A 23264-nucleotide genomic window follows, 5' to 3' on the forward strand; every position below is an offset into this window, starting at 1 on the left:
GGGGGAGTCGATCACTCGATCCGAGCGGCGATGGCCCGGGCGCATTCCCACGACTCGGTACGGGTGGTGTCCACCTCCAGGTCATAGAGCATGCCTTGGTGGACCACCTCCGCCTGCAAGGCAGCCATGCCCCGGACCCGGTCCCCGCGGGCTACCTCGCGGCCTGCGGCGACCGTGCTCTCACACCTGACACCCACCCAGAGGACGTCCAGTCCGGCAAGAACCTTCCGCCACCGCTGCTGGGACGTCGCTCCATCGAGGAATACCTCATCGATGATGACCCGGGCGCCCGCACGGACCGTCGCGGCGATCCCTTCGCTCCACGCTGCTTGAAGCATCCGGAACTCCGGCCCGACGCGCACTCCGCCGTCTGCGGCGATCTCGATTCCGGCATCCGAGGTCTGCATGGACGCGGGCATGGCCTCGATCAGCGAATCGACCCCGACGGCGAGCCATGGATCCGGCAGAACCGCCTGCAGACACCGGACAATCCCGGATTTGCCCGAGCTGGAACCGCCGTTCAGCACGATCACCTGAGTCTTCTGAGTCACCTGAACCACCCGAGCCACTGAGCCACCTGAGTTGTCACCGCACCAGTAGAGGCACCCCTCAGGGCACCCGCAACGCATTTTTGTACAACCATTCGCTCCGCCAGTAGTCACGTATGCGCACGCACCTGACAGCTCAGGCAACTCAGGTAACTCAGGCAACGTCTCGGGAAGGTCTCCTTGATGAAGTTCCGCCAAGCCCTGACGGCCGCCGCAGCGGCAGCCGTCATCGTGCCCACCGCCGTACTGGCCGCGCCCATCGCCGCGTTCGCCACGGAAGCCCCGAACCCGTCGGCGCCCGACACCACGCGGGACAGCACGTCCGGCGGGTCCATGTCCGAGGAGAGGCCCCCGGGTGCGGAGTGCGCGAGCGCGCCGAAGTACTTGCAGATGGCGATCGAGGGTCTGCAGTCCGAGTTCATCGCCGGTGCCGACTGGAGTCTGTCCTCCATAACGGTCACCAACACATCCGACAAGGCCATGGAGAAGGTCAGGCCCAAGCCCTATATCTCCTCCGCCGAGATCGTCGACCGTCCGTACGAAGAGCTGGAGGCGGAGTTCCGCAATCCGGTGACGGGCAAGTGGCTGAGCTTCGAAGACGCCACGCATGACACCGCGTTCACCGGATTCCCCGTCGCCGCGCACAGCACCGTCACGCTGCCGCTGCGTGTCCGCGCGATCGACCCGGCCAAGCCCGGCCGCGGTTACGCGATCATGGAGGGGATGTTCTCCAACCAGGACGGCTCCTGCGGCTTCTCCCACCACGAGCAGTACGACTTCAAGATCCTCCCGGCGCGCGGCAAGCCTGGTAAGCCGCCGCAGGGCGGTGTCAAGAACACCTCGGCTGAGGGACAGGGACAGGGGCAGAGCCGGGGACAGGAGCAACTGGCCGCGACCGGCGCGTCTTCCGCGCTGCCGACGATCGCTCTGGCGGGCGGCGTGGCGATGGCCGTAGGAGCGGGCGCGATCATCACCGTACGCCGCCGAAAGGCCGCTGCCGGACCCGGCGATGGCACGGGAGCCACAGCGTAAGGATCTGAGGGCCGAGCCCGGGCCCCGGCGGCAGTTCGGGACCCGGCCTCGGCCACTCCAACGCGCCTGCGGTCGCGCCTGCCGACGCGCGCGCCGTAGCGGTATCCCTCAAACCCCCTGCATCCGCAGTCCGTTGATCACCGCCTCCGGTGGCGTGCCGCCCGTCAGCTCCAGTGCGGTGATCCGGTCCGACTCCCCGGCCACGAACCGAACCTCCCCGCCGGGAAGCCGCACCACGGTCCCGGACGCGTCCAGCGGCACCGCCGTCAGCGTTTCCACCCAGGCCGCGGCCTTCTCCGGGTCCGGCGTCTCGATGACGAAGCCGGCCAGGTCGTGCTCCCCGCGTGTGATCAGCCCCGACTCCTTCAGACCATTCATCACCTCGGGGTCGATCCGGTACGTGATGAAGAACGGCGCCCAGGCCGGCGCGTCCAGGAGCATCACCTCCTGGAACCACACCTTCCCTTCCTGGAATTCGCAGGTGTGCACCTCGATCCGGTGCCCGGCTCGCCGCAGCCGTTCGGCGGTGGCGGCCGTATCGGTCACCTGCACCGCGAAGTTCAGTGCCCCGCCCCCGCCCGCCAGAAGGGGGTCGATGTACTGCATCCATGAGGCCGTGGCCCGCCCGAACGGCGAATCGGGAAACACCTCCCGGTCCACGATCGTCAGAATCTCGATATACCGCTCATCCGGCCGCCACCCGCCGTTCTGAAACCCCTCGAACGGCTCGTTGGCGTGTGCCGGCAGCCCGGCCGCGCTGTACTGCCGCGCGGCCTGCTCGACGTCGGGCACCACATGCAGCAGATGGTCGAATCGCGGCGACTCCGCCGCCAGAACACGCAGGTTGGACTCTGTGGGCACAGTTACCCTCCCCAAGTAAGTTAGGTAACCCTAACTCACTTGGGTGATCGGTGGGTCCATGCGATACGTCGGTGATGCTCATACGTGGTGCCGGCGGAGCGCCGCTTCCGCGCGGGCGGCGAAGTCCAGCACGGTGCGGGCGCCGAGAGACCAGCCCCGGGCGGTGGGACGGTGCAGGGTCTGGATGATCAGAACCGAACCGTGGGGGAGCGGATCGATTGTCAGCCGTTGAGCCACTTGCCAGGTGTGGTACTGGTCCGGTCCGGCGGTGGCGGGGGTCAGTGCTTGAGCCAGGTCGAGCAGCTGGGCGTCCGAATTCAGGCGGTTCGCGAGTACGGCGTCTCCTTCGAAGAGCGCGTTCGCCGAGCCGGAGTTCGCTGAGCCGGAGATCGCAGGGCCGGCGCTCGCCGAGCCGGAGATCGCAGGGCCGGCGTTCACTGAACCGCGGGCCGGGGCCGCACTCAGTTGGATGCGCGACGGAACCTGCGGCTCCAGGGGCACCGCGTAGACGAGGTGACCCAGTCCGAGGCTGCGGCGGATGCCTGCGCGCCCACTCATGACCGAAGCGCGCAGTTCGAAGGCTCTGGGCGTAGGGGCATCGACGTAGGCGAAGCAGTGTGTGGGCGCGGGCATTCCGCTGAACCGCTCGCGCGGCGGGAGCAGGCTCCCGGCCGGTACGCCGGTGCTCTCGGCCGGCAGGGGTTCGGTCAAGGGCGGCTCGGCGAGACCGAGTTCGCTCCCCAAGGCTGCGGCGATGCCGGAGGCAACCTTCTCCGGAGATGCGTTGCGGCCGGTCCAGACGGCGGCGGGCATGGCAGTCCCCTCGGTCGGTCAGGAGAGTCCGGAGGCTTCCAGGCGTACCTGCGTAGCCTGTTCCTCGTGCCCCATGAGTGCCAGCAGTTCACTCAGACGCCCCAGCGCCGCCCGCCGTTCCGCATGGAATCGCCCCGGCCGGACCCGGGTGAGCTCACGCCAGGCATCGGCGGCCTCCCTGGCTCGTGCCAGCGCTTCCGCCTGCCGCCCCTGAGCGGCCAGCTCATCGCGGCTGTCATCCAACTGCTGGGCCTGACGCAGCAGTGTCTGGCTGCGGTCTTCCGTCGGAGCCGGCGCGGCGGCCTCCTCTCGGGCCACCCTCCGCCTGCGTACGGCCACGCTGAGGGCTCCCACCAGGGCGATCAGCGCGCCTGTGATGACGGCGGAAACCAGCTTGTGCAACAGATCATCCATCGGGTCCTCGTTTACTTGCTGCTGCTTACTGCTACTTACTGCTGCCTACGTTCGGCAGGTTGCCGGACCACCATCGCGTGACGCGTTGAAATGCCGATGAAACCCGGATGGTGAAGCCCTGGTGAGGGTGGGGCGGGAGGCTTCGGAGACCCATGTGGCCGTCATCACATTCCTCGGCTGTCACAGTCGCGGCCCGGGACGTGTCCTCAAGGCGTCAGGGTCAGGTCGATCTGGTCGGAGGTGGTGGTGATGGCGCGAGTGGTAGTGGTCGGCGCCGGATACGCAGGTGTGATGGCCGCGAATCGGCTGGCGACGGTCGGACGGTCGGCCGCGAGTGTGACGGTGGTGAACCCCCGGCCGGAGTTCGTGGAACGCGTCCGGTTGCACGAGCACGCCGTGGGTGTGACGAATGCGGTGCGGCCGTTGAGCGGTCTGCTGCACCGTGATGTGCGACTGCGGGTGGCGGCAGTGGAGGCGATCGACGAGCGATCGGTGCGGCTCGATGACGGTGGGGCACTCGACTTCGACTATCTGCTCTACGCGGTGGGCAGCACGGCTGCCCGAGGCGTGGCCGGGGCCGAGAACGCGTGGAGCATCGCCGACCTCGATGGCGCGGAGTCGTTGCGTACGCGATTGCGGCACCTGGCTGCGGGGGCGCGTGTCGTGGTGGTCGGTGGCGGCTTGACGGGGATCGAGAGTGCGGCCGAAATCGCCTACCGGTACCCGACTTTGCACGTCGAGTTGGTTTCGCGGTCGGTTGCCGCAGGGCTGCCCGATACGAGCCGAGCGGCTCTTGAACGCAAGCTTGTGCAGGCCGGGGTTCTGGTGCGCACCGGCCTGCGGGTCACAGGAGTCCGCCCGGATGGTGTCGACACCGCCGCCGGCCGGCTGCCCAGCGACTGCACGGTATGGGCAGGCTCGTTCGACGTGCCGGACCTGGCGCTGCGCAGCGGTCTGCCCGTAACGTCGGACGGCCGCCTGCGCACCGACGAGACTCTGGTGTGCACAGGGCATCGACGGATCGTCGGCGTCGGGGACGCTGTCGCGCCACCCGCACATGTCGGGGGCCACCTGCGGATGAGTTGTCAGGCAGCGATGCCCCTGGGTGCCCACGGCGCTGACACCGTGCTCGCGTTGATACGGGGCGAACGACCGGCGCCGGTGTCGATCGGCATGGTCGGACAGGGGATCAGCCTCGGACGGCGGGACGGATTCGTCCAGGCCACACACCGGGATGACACCCCTCGGGGGTTCGTGTTGTCCGGACGGGCGGCGGCGGTGGTCAAGGAAAGAGTGTGCCGCTTCACCGTCGCCGCGATGCGGTTTCCGCGTGCCTACCGGTGGCTTCCCGGGGCGGTACCGACAGGGTCCGCGCCGCCCCGCCCGCAGCCCGACGAGCAGCGAAGCGCGTTCCGGAGAGACAAGAGCAGCCGGCCCGATCCGGCCGGTACTACACCGACAACGTGGAAGCGAAAGGAGCATCAGCATGAAGGCCGTCATCGTGTGCGCCTCCGTGTCGCATGGCAATACGAAGAGGATCGCCGACGTCATGGGCCACGTCCTCAAGGCGACTGTGGTCGCCCCTGAACAGGTCGATAGGGCAGAGCTGTCCAGCTGTGACCTCGTGGGATTCGGATCGGGGATCTTCTCGGGCAGGTTCCACCCACGGCTGCGCCAGTTCGTACGGTCACTCCCGGAGGAGGAACGAGGCAGGGCGTTTGTGTTCTCCACCAGCGGACTGCCGGAACCGCCGTTCCAGCCCATCACCCGCCCCCTTGTGCGGCTCCTCGAGCAGAAGGGCTTCGAGGTGAGCGCGACCTTCTCGTGCCGCGGGTTCGACACCTGGCTGCCGTTCAGGCTCGTCGGCGGTATCAACAAGGAACGGCCCGGCGCCACCGACCTGGAGGCCGCGCGCACGTTCAGCGAAGGGCTACGAGCGCGGATCGGTGCGATGTCCTGACCGGGGAAGACGAGGCGATAGCCGACCGGCAGGCGGCGACAGAGCAGTAGGCGGCCACTCCACCCGAGTGGCCGCCTGTTTTCTTCGGCACTGCGAGCGGGAGACCGCCGTTGCGGGCGGAGGTTATCGGCCACCTCGCACACGGGGTGGCTGGGTGTCAGGGCTCATTCGCCACACCGGATCCTCCTGCTCGAAAGGTTAATTATTGAGACATGGCAGGCATGGCGATCATGTCTGGCCGGTCAGGGCGGCCGGATGGGCCGACCGCCCCCCGCCCGTTCGGTGGCCCAAATTCGATGGTCTTCTTCCGGCCGCCTCGACCAACATCATCTGACGTTGATTCACTTGCGCCACAGGAGCCTCATGGGTCGGCCGGCCCGTCACGGGGCTCCTTCTTGATGCATGCGCTCATACGGAAGGGGCCAGGATGACGCAGCCGGAGCAGCCCGACCACTCAGCGGGCCGGGCACAGCTCAGCCTCGGGATCGCCGCCGCGCGGAACCTGTCGACCACCACCAAGACCGTGCCGCAGATGCAGGGCCTCAGCTCACGGTGGCTGCTGCGGATGCTGCCCTGGGTAGAGGTGAAGGGCGGTACGTACCGGGTCAACCGGCGGCTGGTGTACGAGATAGGCGACGGCCGGGTGACGTTCGTCCAGGAGGGGACCGCGGTCCGGGTCGTCCCCGCCGAGCTGGGCGAACTGCCGCTGCTGCGCGGCTTCGACGACGAGGCGGTGCTGCGGGCCCTGGCCGAGCGGTGTGAGCAGCAGGAGTACGAACCCGGCCAGGTGATCGCCAGGCAGGGTCGGGCCGTCGGCCACGTCTACCTGATCGCGCACGGCAAGGTCGAGAAGCTCGCGCCCGGCCAGTACGGCGAGGAGACCCGGCGCGGCGTGCTGTCCGACGGCGGGTTCCTCGGCGGGCAGATGGTCGCCGAGGAACCGGGCACCTGGGAGTTCACCGTGCGCGCGATGACGGCGTGCACGGTGCTGGCGCTCCCCAGGGCCGCGTACGAGGAGATCGCGAGCCGGAACGAGGGGCTGCGGGCCCACGTCCGGCAGCGCCAGGCCGAACAGGCGCAGCCGCGCAACAAGAAGGGCGAGGCGGCCATCACCCTCGCCTCCGGCCACACCGGCGAGCCGGTGCTGCCGGGCACGTTCGTCGACTACGACCTCCGGCCCCGCGAGTACGAACTGAGCGTCGCGCAGACGATCCTGCGGGTGCACAGCCGGGTCGCGGACCTCTACAACGAACCGATGGACCAGGTCGAGCAGCAGCTGCGGCTGACCATCGAGGCCCTGCGCGAGCGCCAGGAGTCCGAGCTGGTCAACAACCCCGAGTTCGGGTTGCTGCACAACGCCGACTACAGCCAGCGCATCTCCACCCACTCCGGCCCGCCCACCCCGGACGATATGGACGAGCTGCTCAGCATGCGACGCGGGACCAAGGTGTTCTTCGCCCACCCGCGGGTGATCTCCGCCTTCGGCCGCGAGTGCAACAAGCGGGGACTCGCCTTCGACACCGCCGAGGTCGGCGGACACCCGGTGCCCGCCTGGCGTGGCGTCCCCATCCTTCCCTGCGGCAAGATCCCGGTCTCCGAGCAGGGCACCTCCGCGATCCTCGCGATGCGGCTGGGCGAGGGCGAGCAGGGGGTCGTCGGCCTGCGGCAGACCGGGATACCGGACGAGTACGAGCCGGGCCTGAACGTCCGGTTCATGGGCATCAACGACCAGGCGATCATCTCCTACCTGGTCAGCGCCTACTACTCGGCGGCCGTTCTCGTGCCCGACGCACTCGGCGTTCTGGAGAACGTCGAGGTCTTCGGCACGCCGTCGTAAGGAGGAGCAGTCCGTGTCATTGCTGTCCCGGCTCGTGGCGCCCACGGCTCGTCACGACGTGGCGCGGCTCGTGGCCGCCCTGCTCGCCGAGCACTCGGGTGTCCGCCCGGAAGGGCCGGCCGAGGAATTCGTCTCGCGGACCGGGCCGCCGCGGGGGCCCGTCCTGCCCACCGGGCCGACGGGCCTGGGCACGTCGGCCGCCCGTATCGCGGCCAGGCGCAAGGAGGTTGAGGGCACCGGGCGCCGCAAGGAGGTGGAAGACATCGGGCGCCGCCAGGGCGTCGAGGGCGGGGCCGGTGTCCCCGAGCTGTACTGCCCGCCCGCGCTCCGCGACGACCCGGCGCTCGCCGAGGAGGTCAACACCCGTCTGCTGGCGTGGGCCGAGGAGATCGGCCTCTACGCCGGCCGCCTCAACCGCGTCCGTGCGGCGGACTTCGGGCGCCTGATGATGCTGGCGCACCCCGACACCGACGATCCGGACCGGCTGCTGGCGGCCGGCAAGTGCGCCCTGGCGGAGTGGGCCACGGACGACTACTACTGCGACGACGAGACGATGGGATCCGCGCCGGTGCTGCTCGGCGCGCAACTCGGTGTCGCTTATGCGGCCATCGACCCCGCCCACCCTCCGCTCCGCTACGTTCCCGCCGTCGAGCGGGCCATGCAGGACGACCCGGTGCGGACCGCCCTGCGCTCCGGCTTCGCGCATATGGCCCGCTACGCGGACTCGTCCCAGCTGGCCCGGCTGCGCCACGAGGTCGCGGTGCTGTTCGTGGGCTACGGACAGGAGGGGTCCTGGCGCTCCCAGGACCGGATGCCCGCCGTCTGGGAGTACCTGGCGCACCGTCAGTTCAACAGCTTCGTCCCCTGCGTCGCGATGACCGACATGGTGGGCGGTTACGTACTGCCCGCCGCCGAGTACGCCGAGCCGCGCGTCCGCCGCGCCGTGACCATGGCATCCACGGCCGCCACCCTCGTCAACGACCTGTACTCGATGGCGAAGGAACACCACTCGGACGGTGTGGAGTTCAACCTGCCGACGGTGATCGCCGCCGAAGAGCGCTGCACACCGCGCGAGGCGGTCCAGCGGAGTGCGGCGATCCACGACGAACTGGTCCGCACCTTCGAGGCCGAGGCGGCCGCTCTGGCCCTGACCGGCTCACCCCAGCTGCGCCGCTTCCTCACGGGGGTGTGGGCCTGGCTGGGCGGCAACCGCGCCTGGCACAGCGGCAGCCGGCGCTACACCTCCAACCCTGCCGATACCCCCTCCAACACATCCTCCAACACCCCCTCCGGCACGTCCTCCGGCCCCCTTTCCTGATTTCGCACACTGCAAGGAGCCCCCTACATGACCACCACCCCCGCCTCCGCCCCCGCCCCCGTCCTGCGCACCGCGTACCAGAAGTCCGTGGCGGACTACTGGAACGCCGAGAAGGACCCGGTCAACCTGCGCCTGGGTGACGTCGACGGCCTCTACCACCACCACTACGGGATCGGCGACTACGACCCCGCCGTCCTGGACGGCCCCGAGGACACCCGCGACGAGCGCATCATCGCCGAACTCCACCGCCTGGAATCGGCCCAGGCCGACGTCCTGCTCGACCACCTCGGCCCGATAGCCCCCGGCCACCGCCTGCTGGACGCCGGCTGCGGCCGCGGTGGCTCCAGCATCATGGCCAACGCCCGCTTCGGCTGCCAGGTCGACGGCGTCTCCATCTCCGAGGCCCAGGTCGAGTTCGCCAACGGCCAGGCCCGCAAGCGGAGTGTGGACGACAAGGTGCGCTACCACTTCCGCAACATGCTGGACACCGGCCTGCCGACCGGCGCGTTCCAGGCCATCTGGAACAACGAATCCACCATGTACGTCGACCTGTTCGACCTCTTCGCCGAGCACGCCCGCCAACTGGCTTTCGGCGGCCGCTATGTCGTCATCACGGGCTGCTACAACGACGTGACCGGCGGCCGCTCCAAGGCCGTCAGCCGCATCGACGAGCACTACACCTGCAACATCCACCCGCGCAGCGCCTACTTCAAGGCCATGGCCGCCAACGGCCTGGTCCCGATGAACGTCGTCGACCTGACGGACGCGACCATCCCCTACTGGGAGCTGCGCGCCCAGTCCTCGCTGGCCACGGGCGTCGAGGACCCGTTCCTGACGGCGTACAAGGAGGGCAGCTTCCACTACCTGCTGATCGCCGCGGACCGGGTCTGAGCGACCGCGCGAGTCGGCCAAAGACAAGGCCGGGTGGCATCAATCATGCGGCCGGCCCGCCGCTGCTCTTGCCGCGGTCACGAAGGCGGCGATCGCCGGATGCGTACCACCGCCCGCGCGGAAGGCGACCTTTGACCGGCGGAACAGCGGCAACTTGGTCAACACCACGCCTGCGGGGCTGTGCGCGGTGGCCGTTTCCGGTATGAACCCGGCCCCTTGTCCGGCGGCGGCCAGGGCCAGCACGGTGCGGAAGTCGTTGACCTGGTGGCGAATTCTCGGTTGGAACCCGGCCGCCTGGCAGGCGCGTACGGCCATCGCGTGACCGGTTGTGCCCTCGCGAGCGGTGATCCACGGGACCTCGTCATAGGGGCCGAGCAACTCGGCCAGTGTGCCGCTGCCGCTGGTGGCCTCGGCCGTGGTGGTGGCGGCGAGGTACATCGGCTCCTCCAGCAGGGGCACTTCCTCCACGGTGGTGTCCGGTGACGCGGGTACGAAGTCGTAGTCGTGGACCAGGGCCACGTCGAGTTCGCCGGCGCGCAGGCCGTCGGAGACGCGCGCCGAGTCGATCTCCTGCACCATCGGTTCCAGCGCGGGATGCCGTTCGGCCAGCTCGGCCAGCGCGGCGGGCACGATGGTGTGGCCGGCGGAGGGGAAGGTCCCGATGCGGAGCGGCCCGCCGATACCCTCCCGCGCGCCGGCCAGTTCGGCGACCGCCAGCTCAAGGCGTTGCAGTACGGCGTCGGCGTGTGCGACGAGGGACCGGCCGGCGGGCGTGAGGACCACCCGCCGGCCGCTGCGTTCCAGCAAGGCCACGCCTGCCTCGCGTTCCAGCACCCCCAGTTGTTGGGAGACGGCGGATGCGGTGAAGGTCAGCGCCTCGGCCACGGCCGCGATCGTGCCCCGCCGGTCCAGTTCGCGAAGCAGGTAGAGACGACGAAGATCGAGCATAAGGTGAGCTTAGGTATAAGAGAAGAAATCGGAAATGGATCTACAGGGTCGTTGTGGGCCAGGGTGGGGCCATGGCATCCCAGACATCCGATCCGAAGTTCACCGGCCTGTACGTCCCCTTGGTGACTCCGTTCACCGACGACCTGCGCCTGGCCCCCGACGCGCTGGCCCGGCTCGCCGATGAGGCGCTGTCGGCCGGTGCCGCCGGGCTCGTCGCCCTCGGCACCACCGCGGAAGTGGCCACGCTGACCGCGGAGGAGCAGCAGACCGTGGTGCGAGTCTGTGCGGCCGCCTGCCGGGCGCACGGCGCCCCACTGATCGTCGGCGTCGGCACCAACGACACCGCCGCCGCCATCGAGTCGTTGCGCGAGCTGGCGGCCACCGGTGACGTAGCCGCGGCGCTGGTACCCGCGCCGCCCTACATCCGCCCCGGTGAAGCGGGGACACTGGCGCACTTCGCCGCGCTGGCCGAGCACGGCGGCGTACCGCTGATCGTGTACGATATCCCCTACCGCACCGGGCAGACCCTCAGCGCCGGCACCCTCGCCGCACTCGGCCGCCTGCCGGAGGTCGTCGGGGTCAAGCACGCGACCGGCGCGATCGACGCGACCACGGTCGAGTTGCTCGGCTGCCCACCGCCCGGATTCGCCGTGCTCGGCGGCGACGACGTCGTCATCTCACCGCTCGTCGCGGCGGGCGCCCACGGCGGAATCCTGGCATCGGCCAATATCCGTACCGCCGACTACGCCGAACTGATCTCGCTGTGGCGTCGCGGTTCCGGTGCCCCCGCCCGCAGGCTCGGAGCCGAGCTGGCCCGGTTGTCCGCCGTGCTCTTCGCCGAGCCCAACCCGACGGTGATCAAGGGAGTGCTGCACGCTCAGGGACGGATCCCCAGCCCGGCCGTCCGGATGCCGCTGCTGGCCGCCGCCACCAGTTCCGTCCGCCGAGCAGCGCTTCTGGCCGGCGGCCGCGCACGCCACGGGTCCGCAGCCTGATCCGGAGGCCGGGCGGTACCGGGGCTCCGGCTCGGATCACCGGGCGGAGACCTTGTGGACGGTGGTGTCGTCGGGGTTCAGCCGTCGCCCGTCCGCGGACAGCACTTCCAGAGCGCGGAGGCGGTGTCCCTGCCGGCGATCGACCAGCTCTGAGTGCGGTTCGCCGGGGGCGAAGAAGTTCTGTTCGCCCCACTGCCGAAGCGCCACGATGACGGGGAAGAGCGCCTCGCCCTTCGGTGTCAGTACGTACTCGCGGTAGGCGCTGCCGTCCGAGGCGGGGACGGATTCGAGAACACCGCCGGCGACCAGGGTGCGCAGACGCGCGGTGAGGATGTTCTTGGCCACGCCGAGGCTGCGCTGGAACTCGCCGAAGCGCCGGCTTCCGTCGAAGGCGTCCCGCACGATCAGCAGGGACCACCAGTCGCCGATCGCGTCCACGGACCGGGCAACGGGACATGCGCTGTCGTCGAAGCGCGTCCTGGTCACCATGGTGTCCCTCACTACCGTCAGCGCTTGGTGGCATGTTGCAACCAAATTCGGAAGGGGAGTGCCGATGCCCGGCAACAGTGAGGCCGTGACACGACGGACCGGGGCCCGCAGCGGGGAGAGCCCCGGGCTCGTCCTCTCCCGTGGCGTCGTCATCTTGTTCGCCGTCGCCTGCGGGGCCGCGGTAGCCAATGTCTACTTCTCCCAGCCGCTCCTGGTGACCATGGGCCACGACCTCGCCATGAGCCCGGCGCTTGTCGGCAGCGTGGTCACCCTCACGCATGTCGGATACGGACTGGGCCTCTTCTTCCTCGTGCCGCTGGGCGACGTGGCCGACCGCAGACGCCTCATCGTGGCCCAGTTGCTGCTCCTGCTGGTGGCGCTGACCGTGGTGGCCACCGCCCGCACGGCGGCCGTCCTGCTCGCGGGCATGGCCGCGACGGGGCTTCTCGCGGTCGTCACCCAGACCTTGGTGGCCTTCGCGGCGGCACTGGCCCCGCCCGCCCGGCGCGGACGGGTCGTCGGTCTGGTCACCAGCGGCGTGGTCACCGGAATCCTGCTCGCCCGCACCGCATCCGGACTCCTGGCCGATCTCGCGGGCTGGCGTTCCGTCTACCTCGCTTCGGCGTCGCTCACCGCCCTGCTCGCCGTGGTCCTGTACCGCATCCTGCCGCGCCACAGTGACGCTCCGCCGACAACCCTGCGCTACGGACAGCTCCTCCGCTCCACGATCACCCTGTTCGCACGGGAAAGACTGCTGCGGCTCCGGGCCCTGTTCGGTCTGCTGGTCTTCGCCGCCTTCAGCACCCTGTGGAGCAGCGTCGCGCTGCCGCTCAGCGAGGCCCCGTACCTCCTCTCCCACAGCGCGATCGGGGCGCTGGGGCTGATCGGTGTCGCCGGCGCCCTGGCCGCGACCGTGGCGGGCCGCCTGAACGACCGCGGACACTCCCGGCGGACCACCGGCATCGCCCTGGCGCTGCTCGCCGCCTCGTGGCTGCCCCTGGCCTACACCCGCAGCTCGCTCTGGGCCCTGTTCGTCGGGGTGATCCTGCTCGACCTCGCCGTGCAGGCGGTGCACGTCACCAACCAGACTCTGATCTACGCACTGCACCCGGACGCGGGCAGCCGGCTCATCGGCGGATACATGGTCTTCTACTCGATCGGCAGCGGCACCGGCGCCCTCGCCGCGACCTCCCTCTACACGGCGGCCGGCTGGGGCGCCGTATGCGCACTGGGTGCCGCGTTCAGCTGCTTTGGGCTCGTACTGTGGGCGGTCACGCGACGCAGCACCCCGGATCCGACCGCCAAAGTGCCGTCCCGCAGCGGAAGTTGAGGTGTCATGGCGAACCGTCACCACCTGGTGGCGCCGGAGCGGGGGGCGGGGCGACCTGGTCGCGGTAGTGGCGCGCGATGTCCCCGGCCGTGGTGAACCAGACGCCGTCGGCGTTCCGCCGGATATGGTCCAGTGCAGCCCTGAAGTGCCTCAGCCGGAACGGCTGTCCGACGATGAAGGTGTGGACGGAGATCCCCAGCACCAGCGGCTGCCGGCGGGACTGCTCCAGCATTTCGTCGAACGAATCCCTGATCATGTCGGCGAAGGCGGCGGCCGTCCCATGGTGGAACACGATCATCGGGACGTCGTTGACCTCGTGGGGGTACGGCAGGCTCAACAGCGGGCCGCCACGGGTGCTCAGCCATACCGGCTGGTCGTCCATCGGCCAGTCCATGGTGTAGAGGAAGCCGCGTTCGGCGAGGAGGTCCTCGGTGACCGCGCTGGGGTTGGCGCCCGGGCTCATCCAGCCGGCCGGGCCGGTGCCCTCATGTGTCGCGATCGCCCGGTAGGCCTCGTCGACGACGCGTCTCTCGGCGGTCTCGTCGAGCTCGTTCGGATGCACCGAGTTGGTACGGCCGTGCGCGACGAATTCGCCGCCGGCGTCCCGGAACGTGCCGATCAGCTCGGGAGCGTGGTCGTAATCCGCCGTGTTCAGCAGAACCGTGGGGCGGATGTCGTACTGCGCGAGGGCGTCGGCGATGCGGAAGCCGCCGACCCGGTTGCCGTACTCCCGCCAGGCCCAGTTGTACGTGTTGGGGTGCGGCAGCCCGGGGGAGTACGAGAGGCCGAGACCGCTCTCCCCGTAGGCGAAGTGCTCGGTGTTGACGGCGACGTACACGGCGAGCCGCGCTCCGCCGGGCCAGGTGAAGTGCGGGCGGGAGACGATCGGGGAGTACCCGAAGCGCCCGTGGGTGGGCAGGGTCACTGCTGCTCTGCTCCTCTGCTCCTCGAAATGGGAAGGCGGAGTTCGGCGATGGCTCCACCGTCGGGGGCGTTGGCGAAGCGGAGCGTGGCGCCGAGGACGTGGGCCTGGCCGGTGGCGATGGTCAGGCCCAGGCCGTGGCCGGTCCGCCTGCCGACGTCGGACCCGCCCGACTGGCTCCGGAAGCGCTGGGGGCCCTGGTCGAGGAGGTAGGCCGGGTAGCCGTCGCCGTGGTCCCGCACGGTGATGACGGGCGCGTCGACGGTGACCACGACGGGCGGGCGGCCGTGTTTGTGGGCGTTGGCGACGAGGTTGCCCAGGACGCGTTCGAGCCTGCGCCGGTCGGTCTCCACGCAGGCGTCGCGTACGACGCGGACCTCGGTCGCCGTGCCCGTTGCCCGGACTGCGCGTTCGGCCAGCGGGCCCAGCTGGTGTATGTCCAGGTCCGCGCTCTCGACCTGTGCGTCGAGCCGGGAGATCTCCAGCAGATCCTCGGTCAGCCCGCGCAGGGTCCGGACGCGGTCACGCACCATGTCGGTCGGACGGCCGGGGGGCAGCAGCTCGGCCGCCGAGTGCAGTCCGGCCAGCGGGGTGCGCAGCTCGTGGGAGACGTCGGCGGTGAAGCGCTGTTCGCTGTGCAGCCTGGTCTGCAGACTGGCGGCCATCGCGTCGAGCGCGGTCGCCACGGCGGCGGCCTCGTCCTGGGCGCGGTCGGGGCACCGGGCGCGGGGGTCGTGCACACGGGCGTCGAGATCGCCGGTGCTGATGCGCCGGGCGACGCGGGCGGTGTGGTGCAGCCGGCGGGTGATACGGGAGACCGAGACCAGTCCGGCCCCCAGGGTGACGACGATCGCCGCGGCGGAGGAGCCGATGATGGCCCCGTCCAGGCCGCGCAGGGACGCCGCCTGTTCGCTGTAGTCCAGCCGTACCGCCAGCACTTTGCCCCCGGCGACGGGCGTGGTGGCCCACATCACGGGGTGGCCCCGGTGGGTGGCGAGCTGGGTCCCGCGCTCGTGCCGCCGCACGGTCATCTCACGGAGCGGTACGGGAAGGTCCGGCGGGTCCACCGCGACGTTGCGGTCGAGGGGGTCCCCGGCGACGTACGCGGACATGCTGCGGTCCAGTTCCGACAGCGCGGTGTTGCGGGCACGGTCCTGGGTCTGCCGGTCGACCAGGACGTGCACCAGGATGCCGATCACCGTGGCGAGTAGGCAGCACATGACGGTGATGAAGACGGCGGTCTTCCAGTAGAGCGTCGCCGTCCAGGCGGGCAGCCACCGCGGCGGACGCAGCCGGAGAGTGCGCACGGCCCGGCTCACCCGCCCGAGGGGGTTGCCGGGGACGGGATGCGCCGTGCGTAGCCGACGTCCTCGATCGTCATGCGCTGGTGCCGCGCATCCCACGCGTAGACCGTGCGGCTCTCGTAGCCGGGCGCGTCCCCGGGCTCATGAAAGACCAGTTTGCGGTCGGCGACCTCCACCGACTGCGGGTAGCTGGTGGCGTCCAGGATCGAGTTCACCACCCCGTTCTTGAGCGTGTAGGCGTAGGTGATCAGGAGATGGTCCGCACTGTCGATGCCGACGATCAGCTCGTCCTTCCCGTCGCCGGTCAGGTCGTGGTACTCAGGGGCCCGCACCGGACAGGACCGCGGGCCCGGCCTGCCGGCACAGGCGCGGATCGTGCGCTCCTCGTCCTGCTCGAAGACCTCGATGTCGCGGCGCTTGTCCGCGTCGATCTGCGCCAGGAGGACGGAGCGCGCGGACACCTTCCGGATGTCCCCGGACGGCACCCGCGGCAGCGCGGTCAGCGGCTGGGGCGACTCCTCCCCTCCGGGAGGCGGTGAGCTCGGCGGCGCGGGCTTGTGGTCGGGCCACAGTTGTTCCGGACCGGTCACGGCGGACGCGTGTCCCGCACCCTGCGGCGCACCGGCCTCCGCACACCCGCCCAGCAGGGCCGCCGTGCCCGCCACCGCGGTCACCAGCGCCACCGCCCGTACGGCGGCACGGCGCGAGCGCAGGCCACGGACAAGGGGGACGGCGCTGTTCTCGGGAGGCATGGCGGCTGGGACGTACGGGGGCAAACACCTTCTCCGCGACGCTCTGCGGCTGTTCGACAGGTCTGCACACGGTAACCCAGCGGTTGTAGGGAACCAGTGGTGTGATCCGTCACACCACCGGTCGCCTGCCCGGTCGCCTGCCCGGTCGGCTGCCCGCCCGGTCGTCGCGCGCGATCACCGGTGCGTGGGGCCGCCCCGCTCGCGGGCCGCGTCGACGTTCGGCATCAGCTCGCAGAGGTGCGGCGGCTCCCTCGGTCCGAGCCGCGGCCTCCGGTGGCAGCGCTGCCCCTGGCCCGCCGGTCGCCTCCCGTGGCCCGCCGGTCGCCTCCCGTGGCTCTCCGGTTGCCGCCGGTGGCTTGTCGGCCGCCGTCCGTGCCTCGCCGGTTGCCGCTTGCTCGTCGGCCGCCGTCCGCCGCATCGGACGCGGCCCGCCGGTCGGCATTGCGGCCGCCCGCGCCGGCAGCACCACCCGTGGCCTCGCCGCCGTTGCGGCGTCGGCGGCCGGACCGCTTACCGGGCTGGGTGCCGGCCTTCCGGCCGGGGCGGGACGAGGCCGGCGCCGTCGGCTGGGGGACCTCGATGGTGACGGCCACGCCGGACGGCTCGCGGGCGCCGGTGATGGTGGCCAGCTGCGGGTCGCTCGACGTGACGCGGGCGGTCCGCGGACGGATGCCCGCGTGCGACATGAGCTGGGTGACGGCTCGCTTCTGGTCGGGCAGGACCAGCGTGACCACACTGCCGGAGCCGCCGGCGCGGGCCGTTCGGCCGCCCCGGTGGAGGTAGTCCTTGTGGTCGGTGGGGGGATCGACGTTCACGACGAGGTCGAGGTCGTCGATGTGGATGCCCCGGGCCGCGACGTTCGTCGCCACCAGGGCGGTGACCTGGCCGTTCTTGAAGTGTTCCAGGGTGCGGTTGCGCTGCGGCTGGGAGCGGCCGCCGTGCAGCGCCGCCGCCCGGACACCGGCGGCCAGGAGTCGCTTGGCGAGCCGGTCGGCGGACCTCTTGGTGTCGAGGAAGAGGATCACCCGGCCGTCACGGGCCGCGATGCGCGTGGTGACGGCCTTCTTGTCGGTCTCGTCCAGGACGTGGAGCACATGGTGCTCCATGGTGGTCACCGCTCCCGCGGACGGATCCACGGAGTGCACCACGGGGTCGGTGAGGAACCGCTGCACCAGGCGGTCGATATTGCGGTCCAGGGTGGCCGAGAAGAGCATGCGCTGTCCGTCGGGCCGTACGTGCTGGATCAGCTTGGTGATCTGCGGCAGGAAGCCCATGTCGGTCATCTGGTCGGCTTCGTCCAGCACGGTGATGCGTATGTCGGTGAGTACGCAGTCCCCGCGTTCCACGAGGTCGTTGAGCCGGCCGGGCGTCGCGACGAGTACCTCGGCGCCGCGTCGGAGCGCAGCGGCCTGCTTGGTGAGGGACAGCCCGCCGACCACGGTGGTCAGCCGGAGGTTCACCGCCGTCGCGTAGGGGGTGAGGGCGTCCGTCACCTGCTGGGCGAGTTCACGGGTGGGCACCAGGACGAGGGCGAGGGGGGCTTTGGACTCCGCGCGCAGTCCGGCCGTGCGGGCCAGCAGCGGCAGCCCGAACGCCAGGGTCTTGCCGGAGCCGGTGCGTCCCCGTCCCAGCAGGTCACGGCCGGCGAGTGAATTGGGGAGCGTGGCGGCCTGGATGGGGAAAGGGGCGGTCAGGCCTTGTGCCGTGAGGGTCTTCAGAAGCCCCGCGGGCATGTCCAGATCAGCGAAGTCCTCGACGGCGGGAAGTGCGGGTGTCGTGCTGTGCGGGAGCCGGAATTCCCTCGGCGACGAGGGGGACGGCGAGGGCGACGAGGAGCGCCGGTTCGACTTCTGGGGCCTGCGGGACATGCGGTTATCTGCCTTCCTGGAACAGCGCAAACCGGGGTCTGCACCTTGACAGTGCGGACCCCGGCGAGTGGATTACGTGTCCGGCGATCAGGCGGGAACGATGTTCTCCGCCTGCGGGCCCTTCTGGCCCTGCGTGACGTCGAAGGAGACCCGCTGGCCCTCCTGGAGCTCACGGAAGCCCTGGGCCTGGATGTTCGAGTAGTGGGCGAAGACGTCGGGGCCGCCGCCGTCCTGCTGGATGAAGCCGAAACCCTTTTCGGCGTTGAACCACTTCACGGTTCCCTGTGCCATGACGTTCTCCTTCTGTAGGCAGAGGCCCCATCCGGAGATGCCGGAAACAAATAATGCGCCTGAAGGAGAAACATTCCCGTCAGGCGCACATAGGTTCATGGGTACCACAACTGCAACCTCGGAACCGTAGCACAGCACGCCGACCCGCGCCCGGGGGGGCTCCCCAGAGCCCAGAGCCCAGAGCCTCTCGGTGATCGTGATGGTCACCTGGCCGCCACGGCGCGCAGGCCAGCGGAGGCCAGCGGAGATCAGCGCAGGTCAGCGCAGGTCGGCGGAGATCAGCGGCCGAGGGCGTTGCGGAGCTGCTGTTTGTTCATCTGGGAGCGGCCTTCGACGTTCTTCTTCTTGGCCTCCTCGTACAGCTGGTCCTTCGTCGGGCCCTGGGAACCGCTGTGGGAGCGTTCGCCGCCCCGCTGCGAGGCGGACTTGCGGTCCTGGGTGGAGACCCTGCTGGAGGTCCTGGACTCGCCGGAGCGGGCACGTTCCTTGTTCACGGTGCGGGCGGCGATCTCCTTCGCCCGCTTGGTGGACTCGCCCCGTTGCTCGGCGCTCTCCTTGATGTGCTCGTACTGACGCTCACGCTTCTTGCTGGACCCTGCGGGCATGACGACTCCTGACGTGCCTGACCGGTCGGCGATGACATGTCACCGGGAGGCGCGCACGATGGCGCGACCGCCGGTCACTTCTCCAGTTCACCGCTGATGACGCGTACGTGCGACACGAGCGGCCCGACCGTGCGGGACGGCCCGGCTGCCCTGGTCTTCACCGCGACCGCTGAGGGCGGTGACGAGCGGTCGGGTCGGGCTGGCACCGGGGACACCACACCGTGCCGCGTCCGGCGCTGCGCCCCCGGTGCAACCGGGCGGCGCAGCGCGGACAGGCCGGGTTGGGGTCGTCGCGGTGTCCGGTCAGCCAGGACCTGCGCGGCGGTACGCGTCCGGCCCGCACGGCCGCACGCAGGGTCCGGCGCAGCTCCGCGTGGAGGCGCGTGCACTCGTCGTCGGTCAGGCCGCGGGCCCGGCGGGCGGGGTGCAGCCGGGCGCGCCAGAGAATCTCGTCGGCGAGCAGATTGCCCAGCCCGGCCAGCGCCGACTGGTCCATGAGGACGGACTTGACGGTGCCGTGCCGTCCGGCGACCGCGCCCCGGAGGTCCGCAGCGGTCGCCGTCGCCGCGTCCGGCCCCTGGTCACCCAGCATCCGGGTCAGTCCGTCGTCGTCGACCAGCCACAGGCCCTGGAGTTTGCGCTGGTCGCGGTAGCGGAGCTGACGGTCCTTGCGGACTGTGAACACCACCCGGTCATGGGCGTGGACCGGGTCACCCGGGGTGGCGCACACCAGCTCTCCGGTCATGCCGAAGTGCAGCAGCAGGGTGGGGCCGCCGGTGCGGGCGATCAGCCACTTCCCGTGCCGCTCGGGGCGGCCGAACCTGCGGCCCTCCAGCGCACGCCGCAGCCGAGTGGCGCCGATCCCGTGGAGGACGCCCGGGTCGCGGACCTCGATCCGCCGGATCACGCGGCCCTGCGCGCAGGATGCCAGGATCCTGCGGAACGCCTCGACATCGGGCAGTTCGGGCATGCGTCATCCCCCCATCCACCCCGTCCACCCCATTCGCCGCCCCGCCGCCCGGCTGCCCGGCTGCCCGGCCCGCCGACGGGCGCGGCTCGCCGGCTACCAGTAGTGCCGCCGTCCGCCGACGGCGTGGCCGACGGCGCCGAGGACCCACAGAGCAGCTCCGACAAGGACCAGGATGACCCCGATGGTCCACAGTATGGAGATCTTGAGCACGAAGCCGATCAGAAGCAGGACGATGCCAAGAATGATCACAACATTCTCCGTTCTCGCGAGAATGCCCTACTCACACTGTGATCCGCTCCGGCCCCCTGGGCAACAGCGGATCGCGCACGCTCCCGTGACCCTAGGCTTGCTTCAGAGGTGAGGAGCCCGTCATGGCCACCGGCGACGTAAATCCATCCGGCGTCTTCAGTATCGAGCTCGGTGGTTGGGAGGTGGAGACGGTCCAGAACGTGACCCTTCCGACGCACTCTCAACCGGGCGAGTTCACGATCATCCGTGGCCTGGACCGCAGCCCGCTCTTCACGGCCTGGGTCGATGCCGGCCTCCAGACAAAGAGCCTCAAGAGGAAGAGGCGGACGGATCGCGGATCCACCCACCAGGAAGTCATCACCGTCCTTGAGTACGACAGCGAATACCACGAGTTCGTAGCGCGGCACTGCTTCATCCATGCACGGGCTTCGAGCCGGAAGCCGTTGGAGGAAGACGCATCCAACGCCGAGCCGGCAACCGAGGTGGTCACCATCGCTTACGAGGACTACACCGTCGAACTTCCCGGCTGACGACTGCTGGGATCAGGTTTTGCTGTGCTTCCGGCGCACCATTTCGGTGATCCAGATGGGCGCGAACGGAGAGGTGCAGCCCGGGGAAGCCGGGTAGTCCTTGAGCACCTCCAAGCGCTCACCGATGCCGATGGCACGGGTGCGGTGCTCAGCGTGCTCGATACCGATCTGGGCCAGGCAGTGGTTCATCGCCCACTGCAGGCGGTCCGGGGCGCCCTGCATCTTCACCTCGATGACGTCGAGCAGTCCTGCGAGGTCGAGGCCCTCGGGCCGCTTCGCCACGCGTTCGGTGGTCAGCGCCCAGCCGGCACTCGCGACCACCGGATCCGGATCGGCGGACCAGGCCACGCGCAGCTCCTCGGCGTGCGGGTTCTTCTTCACGACGTAGTTCACGAGCCAGTCGTGCACCTTGGGCGTGCGCGCCTCGCGCAGCATGACGTCCAGCTCGTCACGCTCGAACGCCTTCGGGCGGCAGATCAGGATCGCCAGCAGTCTCGCCGCGGTGTCCTTCGTCTCCCAGAGCCGGCATGCGAGTTCCTGCTGGGTCTTGAGCCGTTTCGCGAGCGCGCGCAGCTTGCCGAGGTTCACCCCGTGATCGTCACCGTGTTTCTCGTTCACCGCGCGGGTCTTCGGATCCTCGAGCTCGGCCAGCTCTGCCATCACCTCGGACACCGTCGTCCCGGCCATCTCAGCCTCCTGTCCCTCGGGTGCGAGATGCAGCCTACGGCGGAAGCCGGCCCCCTTCCGCGACACGCCGTTCGGCGGCGGCCGCCGACAGCCGGTTAAGCCGCGGGTCCGTCGGGAAATGGTGTGCCATGTCGGTCGACCACAGTCAGGCTCCGGTGCTGGAAGCGCTGGCCGAGTACCACGCAACGGGCCGCCTCTCGTTCAGCCCGCCTGGTCACAAGCAGGCGAGGGGCGCCGATCCCCGCGTACGTGAGGTACTGGGTGACGCCGTCTTCCTCGGGGACGTCCTGGCGTCCGGAGGCCTGGACGACAGGCGTACCCGCAGCAGGGTGCTCGAACGTGCCGAGAGCCTGATGGCGGACGCGGTACGCGCCTCCCACACCTTCTTCTCCACATGTGGCAGCTCGTTGTCGGTGAAGGCCGCCATGCTCGCCGTCGCGGGGCCCCACGAGAAACTGCTCATCGGCAGGGACGCGCACAAATCCGTGGTCTCCGGGCTGATTCTCTCCGGCATCGAACCCGTGTGGGTCGATCCGCGATGGGACGCCGACCTGCATCTGGCGCACCCTCCGTCCGCCGAAGACTTCGAGGAGACGTTCCGGGCGCACCCGGATGCCAGGGGAGCGCTCGTGACCAGCCCGACACCGTACGGAAGCTGTGCGGACCTGCGGGCCATCGCTGACGTCTGCCACCGCAGGGGACGGCCACTCGTCGTCGACGAAGCCTGGGGCGCGCATCTGCCCTTTCACGATGCGCTGCCGTCCTGGGCGATGGACGCCGGCGCCGACGTCTGCGTCACCAGCATCCACAAGGTGGGCAGCGGCCTGGAGCAGGGATCCGTCTTCCACCTGCGGGGTGACCTGATCGATCCGACCGTTCTGCGTTCCCGGGCCGACCTGCTCGGTACCACCAGCCCCTCCGTCCTGATCTATGCCGGACTCGACGGCTGGCGTCGGCAGATGGTTCAGCACGGTCGGGACCTCCTCACCCGCGCCCTCGACCTGGCGGCGCGCGTCCGGACGGCCATCGAGAGCATCGGGGGAGTCCACGTGCACGATCGCGCGGACTTCTGCGGACCGGGGCTGGCGGACGACTTCGATCCGCTGCCCGTGGTCATCGACGTCAGCGGGCTCGGAACAACGGGATACCAGGCGGCGGACTGGCTGCGAGCCCACCGCGACATCGACGTCCATCTCTCCGACCACCGCCGGATCAACACGCAGCTCACCCATGCCGACGACCAGGAGACCGCGGACGCCTTGGTCGAAGCGCTGCGGGCGTTGTCGTCCGCGGCGCCGGGCCTGCGCCGCGCCCGGCGGGTGGAGGTCCCCGCACCGTCGGAGCTCCGGATGCGGCAGACATGCCTGCCGAGGGACGCATGTTTCGGTGACGTGGAGGATGTGGAGGCCGGCCAGGCCGTCGGCCGGGTGGCTGCGGAGATGCTGACTCCGTACCCGCCGGGGATTCCGGTGGTGCTTCCCGGTGAACTCATCACCGCGCCCGTGATCCGCTACCTCCGTACGGGAATCGCCGCGGGCATGAACATCCCCGACGCTGCCGACACCGAGCTGCGGACGGTCAGAGTCGTCGCCTGAAACGCAGGCCGTTTCCGTGTGCCCGGCCGGGCAGGAGTGCGCCTGCGCCCGGCCG

At 70.0% G+C, this 23264-nt stretch carries 26 protein-coding genes; 11 read left to right on the forward strand and 15 right to left on the reverse strand.

Annotated elements, in window-relative coordinates; translation table 11 throughout:
- Positions 1 to 11: 11 nt before the first annotated feature.
- Entirely contained in the window at positions 12 to 533 is a 522-nt protein-coding gene (gene cpt, locus AZE13_RS22475) for a chloramphenicol phosphotransferase CPT (protein WP_066935044.1), read from the reverse strand.
- Positions 534 to 731: 198 nt separating this feature from the next.
- Here cpt and AZE13_RS22480 point away from each other — a divergent pair, with 198 nt between their 5' ends.
- Positions 732 to 1580: an LPXTG cell wall anchor domain-containing protein gene (locus tag AZE13_RS22480; protein ID WP_066934862.1), complete on the forward strand. Its 849-nt coding sequence runs from the start codon at positions 732 to 734 to the stop codon at positions 1578 to 1580.
- A 108-nt stretch (positions 1581 to 1688) separates the two neighbouring features.
- Here the strand turns inward: AZE13_RS22480 and AZE13_RS22485 are convergent, their stop codons facing one another.
- From AZE13_RS22485 to AZE13_RS22495, 3 genes are all read right to left on the reverse strand, one after another.
- A complete protein-coding gene (locus AZE13_RS22485; protein WP_066934865.1) occupies positions 1689 to 2441 on the reverse strand; it encodes a VOC family protein in 753 nt (250 codons plus the stop codon).
- A gap of 78 nt (positions 2442 to 2519) precedes the next feature.
- Positions 2520 to 3254, reverse strand: coding sequence for a hypothetical protein (locus AZE13_RS22490; RefSeq protein ID WP_066934869.1), 735 nt, complete (start codon positions 3252 to 3254; stop codon positions 2520 to 2522).
- A gap of 18 nt (positions 3255 to 3272) precedes the next feature.
- A complete protein-coding gene (locus AZE13_RS22495) occupies positions 3273 to 3668 on the reverse strand; it encodes a hypothetical protein (RefSeq protein WP_066934872.1) in 396 nt (131 codons plus the stop codon).
- 249 nt (positions 3669 to 3917) lie between these two features.
- Here AZE13_RS22495 and AZE13_RS34290 point away from each other — a divergent pair, with 249 nt between their 5' ends.
- The 5 genes from AZE13_RS34290 to AZE13_RS22515 all read left to right on the forward strand — a co-directional run bounded on the left by AZE13_RS34290 (position 3918) and on the right by AZE13_RS22515 (position 9674).
- Positions 3918 to 5255 (forward strand): NAD(P)/FAD-dependent oxidoreductase, encoded by a 1338-nt coding sequence (locus AZE13_RS34290; RefSeq protein ID WP_107288403.1) that lies wholly within the window; start codon positions 3918 to 3920, stop codon positions 5253 to 5255.
- Complete coding sequence (locus tag AZE13_RS22500; protein ID WP_258527927.1) at positions 5218 to 5628, forward strand: flavodoxin domain-containing protein; 411 nt, start codon at positions 5218 to 5220, stop codon at positions 5626 to 5628. The genes AZE13_RS34290 and AZE13_RS22500 overlap by 38 nt, the downstream gene beginning before the upstream one ends.
- A 427-nt stretch (positions 5629 to 6055) precedes the next feature.
- Positions 6056 to 7465, forward strand: a complete 1410-nt coding sequence (locus tag AZE13_RS22505) for a family 2B encapsulin nanocompartment shell protein (protein ID WP_066934877.1) — start codon at positions 6056 to 6058, stop codon at positions 7463 to 7465.
- Positions 7466 to 7478: 13 nt separating this feature from the next.
- Positions 7479 to 8783 (forward strand): family 2 encapsulin nanocompartment cargo protein terpene cyclase, encoded by a 1305-nt coding sequence (locus AZE13_RS22510; RefSeq protein WP_066934881.1) that lies wholly within the window; start codon positions 7479 to 7481, stop codon positions 8781 to 8783.
- A 27-nt stretch (positions 8784 to 8810) separates the two neighbouring features.
- Positions 8811 to 9674 carry a geranyl diphosphate 2-C-methyltransferase gene (locus AZE13_RS22515; RefSeq protein ID WP_066934885.1) on the forward strand — a complete coding sequence of 288 codons (864 nt, stop codon included), beginning with the start codon at positions 8811 to 8813 and terminating at the stop codon, positions 9672 to 9674.
- Positions 9675 to 9713: 39 nt separating this feature from the next.
- On the opposite strand, the gene AZE13_RS22520 is transcribed toward AZE13_RS22515, so the two are convergent.
- Positions 9714 to 10622: a LysR family transcriptional regulator gene (locus AZE13_RS22520; RefSeq protein WP_066934888.1), complete on the reverse strand. Its 909-nt coding sequence runs from the start codon at positions 10620 to 10622 to the stop codon at positions 9714 to 9716.
- Between the two features lie 71 nt (positions 10623 to 10693).
- Between AZE13_RS22520 and AZE13_RS22525 the strand changes: the two genes are divergently transcribed.
- Entirely contained in the window at positions 10694 to 11617 is a 924-nt protein-coding gene (locus AZE13_RS22525) for a 4-hydroxy-tetrahydrodipicolinate synthase family protein (RefSeq protein WP_066934891.1), read from the forward strand.
- Between the two features lie 36 nt (positions 11618 to 11653).
- On the opposite strand, the gene AZE13_RS22530 is transcribed toward AZE13_RS22525, so the two are convergent.
- Positions 11654 to 12106 carry a winged helix-turn-helix transcriptional regulator gene (locus AZE13_RS22530; RefSeq protein ID WP_066934894.1) on the reverse strand — a complete coding sequence of 151 codons (453 nt, stop codon included), beginning with the start codon at positions 12104 to 12106 and terminating at the stop codon, positions 11654 to 11656.
- Between the two features lie 64 nt (positions 12107 to 12170).
- Between AZE13_RS22530 and AZE13_RS22535 the strand changes: the two genes are divergently transcribed.
- Entirely contained in the window at positions 12171 to 13436 is a 1266-nt protein-coding gene (locus AZE13_RS22535) for an MFS transporter (RefSeq protein WP_398780195.1), read from the forward strand.
- Positions 13437 to 13440: 4 nt separating this feature from the next.
- On the opposite strand, the gene AZE13_RS22540 is transcribed toward AZE13_RS22535, so the two are convergent.
- The 4 genes from AZE13_RS22540 to AZE13_RS22555 all read right to left on the reverse strand — a co-directional run bounded on the left by AZE13_RS22540 (position 13441) and on the right by AZE13_RS22555 (position 18153).
- Complete coding sequence (locus tag AZE13_RS22540) at positions 13441 to 14361, reverse strand: polysaccharide deacetylase family protein (RefSeq protein WP_066934897.1); 921 nt, start codon at positions 14359 to 14361, stop codon at positions 13441 to 13443.
- A complete protein-coding gene (locus AZE13_RS22545) occupies positions 14358 to 15665 on the reverse strand; it encodes a sensor histidine kinase (RefSeq protein WP_066934901.1) in 1308 nt (435 codons plus the stop codon). The genes AZE13_RS22540 and AZE13_RS22545 overlap by 4 nt, the downstream gene beginning before the upstream one ends.
- A gap of 8 nt (positions 15666 to 15673) precedes the next feature.
- Entirely contained in the window at positions 15674 to 16414 is a 741-nt protein-coding gene (locus tag AZE13_RS22550) for a hypothetical protein (protein ID WP_079124271.1), read from the reverse strand.
- Between the two features lie 224 nt (positions 16415 to 16638).
- Complete coding sequence (locus tag AZE13_RS22555) at positions 16639 to 18153, reverse strand: DEAD/DEAH box helicase (protein WP_398780198.1); 1515 nt, start codon at positions 18151 to 18153, stop codon at positions 16639 to 16641.
- Here AZE13_RS22555 and AZE13_RS39070 point away from each other — a divergent pair.
- On the forward strand, positions 18146 to 18331 hold the full coding sequence (locus tag AZE13_RS39070) for a hypothetical protein (RefSeq protein ID WP_309302208.1): 186 nt from the start codon (positions 18146 to 18148) through the stop codon (positions 18329 to 18331). The genes AZE13_RS22555 and AZE13_RS39070 overlap by 8 nt on opposite strands.
- A 38-nt stretch (positions 18332 to 18369) precedes the next feature.
- Here the strand turns inward: AZE13_RS39070 and AZE13_RS22560 are convergent, their stop codons facing one another.
- The 4 genes from AZE13_RS22560 to AZE13_RS37045 form a co-directional block, all read right to left on the reverse strand.
- Positions 18370 to 18573: a cold-shock protein gene (locus AZE13_RS22560; protein WP_066934906.1), complete on the reverse strand. Its 204-nt coding sequence runs from the start codon at positions 18571 to 18573 to the stop codon at positions 18370 to 18372.
- Positions 18574 to 18851: 278 nt separating this feature from the next.
- Complete coding sequence (locus tag AZE13_RS22565; RefSeq protein WP_066934909.1) at positions 18852 to 19178, reverse strand: plasmid stabilization protein; 327 nt, start codon at positions 19176 to 19178, stop codon at positions 18852 to 18854.
- A 157-nt stretch (positions 19179 to 19335) separates the two neighbouring features.
- Positions 19336 to 20148 carry an Fpg/Nei family DNA glycosylase gene (locus AZE13_RS22570; protein ID WP_066934912.1) on the reverse strand — a complete coding sequence of 271 codons (813 nt, stop codon included), beginning with the start codon at positions 20146 to 20148 and terminating at the stop codon, positions 19336 to 19338.
- Between the two features lie 93 nt (positions 20149 to 20241).
- Positions 20242 to 20397, reverse strand: a complete 156-nt coding sequence (locus AZE13_RS37045) for a DUF6131 family protein (RefSeq protein WP_181690418.1) — start codon at positions 20395 to 20397, stop codon at positions 20242 to 20244.
- 122 nt (positions 20398 to 20519) lie between these two features.
- On the opposite strand from AZE13_RS37045, the gene AZE13_RS22575 reads away from it, so the two are divergent.
- Entirely contained in the window at positions 20520 to 20927 is a 408-nt protein-coding gene (locus tag AZE13_RS22575; RefSeq protein WP_066934914.1) for a hypothetical protein, read from the forward strand.
- 12 nt (positions 20928 to 20939) lie between these two features.
- Here AZE13_RS22575 and AZE13_RS22580 read toward each other — a convergent pair whose 3' ends face one another.
- Positions 20940 to 21614, reverse strand: a complete 675-nt coding sequence (locus AZE13_RS22580) for a DNA alkylation repair protein (protein ID WP_066934916.1) — start codon at positions 21612 to 21614, stop codon at positions 20940 to 20942.
- Between the two features lie 128 nt (positions 21615 to 21742).
- On the opposite strand from AZE13_RS22580, the gene AZE13_RS22585 reads away from it, so the two are divergent.
- Positions 21743 to 23209, forward strand: a complete 1467-nt coding sequence (locus AZE13_RS22585) for an aminotransferase class I/II-fold pyridoxal phosphate-dependent enzyme (protein WP_066934919.1) — start codon at positions 21743 to 21745, stop codon at positions 23207 to 23209.
- Positions 23210 to 23264: the final 55 nt, after the last annotated feature.

This window comes from Streptomyces sp. NBRC 110611, assembly GCF_001590865.1.
GTDB lineage: Bacteria > Actinomycetota > Actinomycetes > Streptomycetales > Streptomycetaceae > Streptomyces.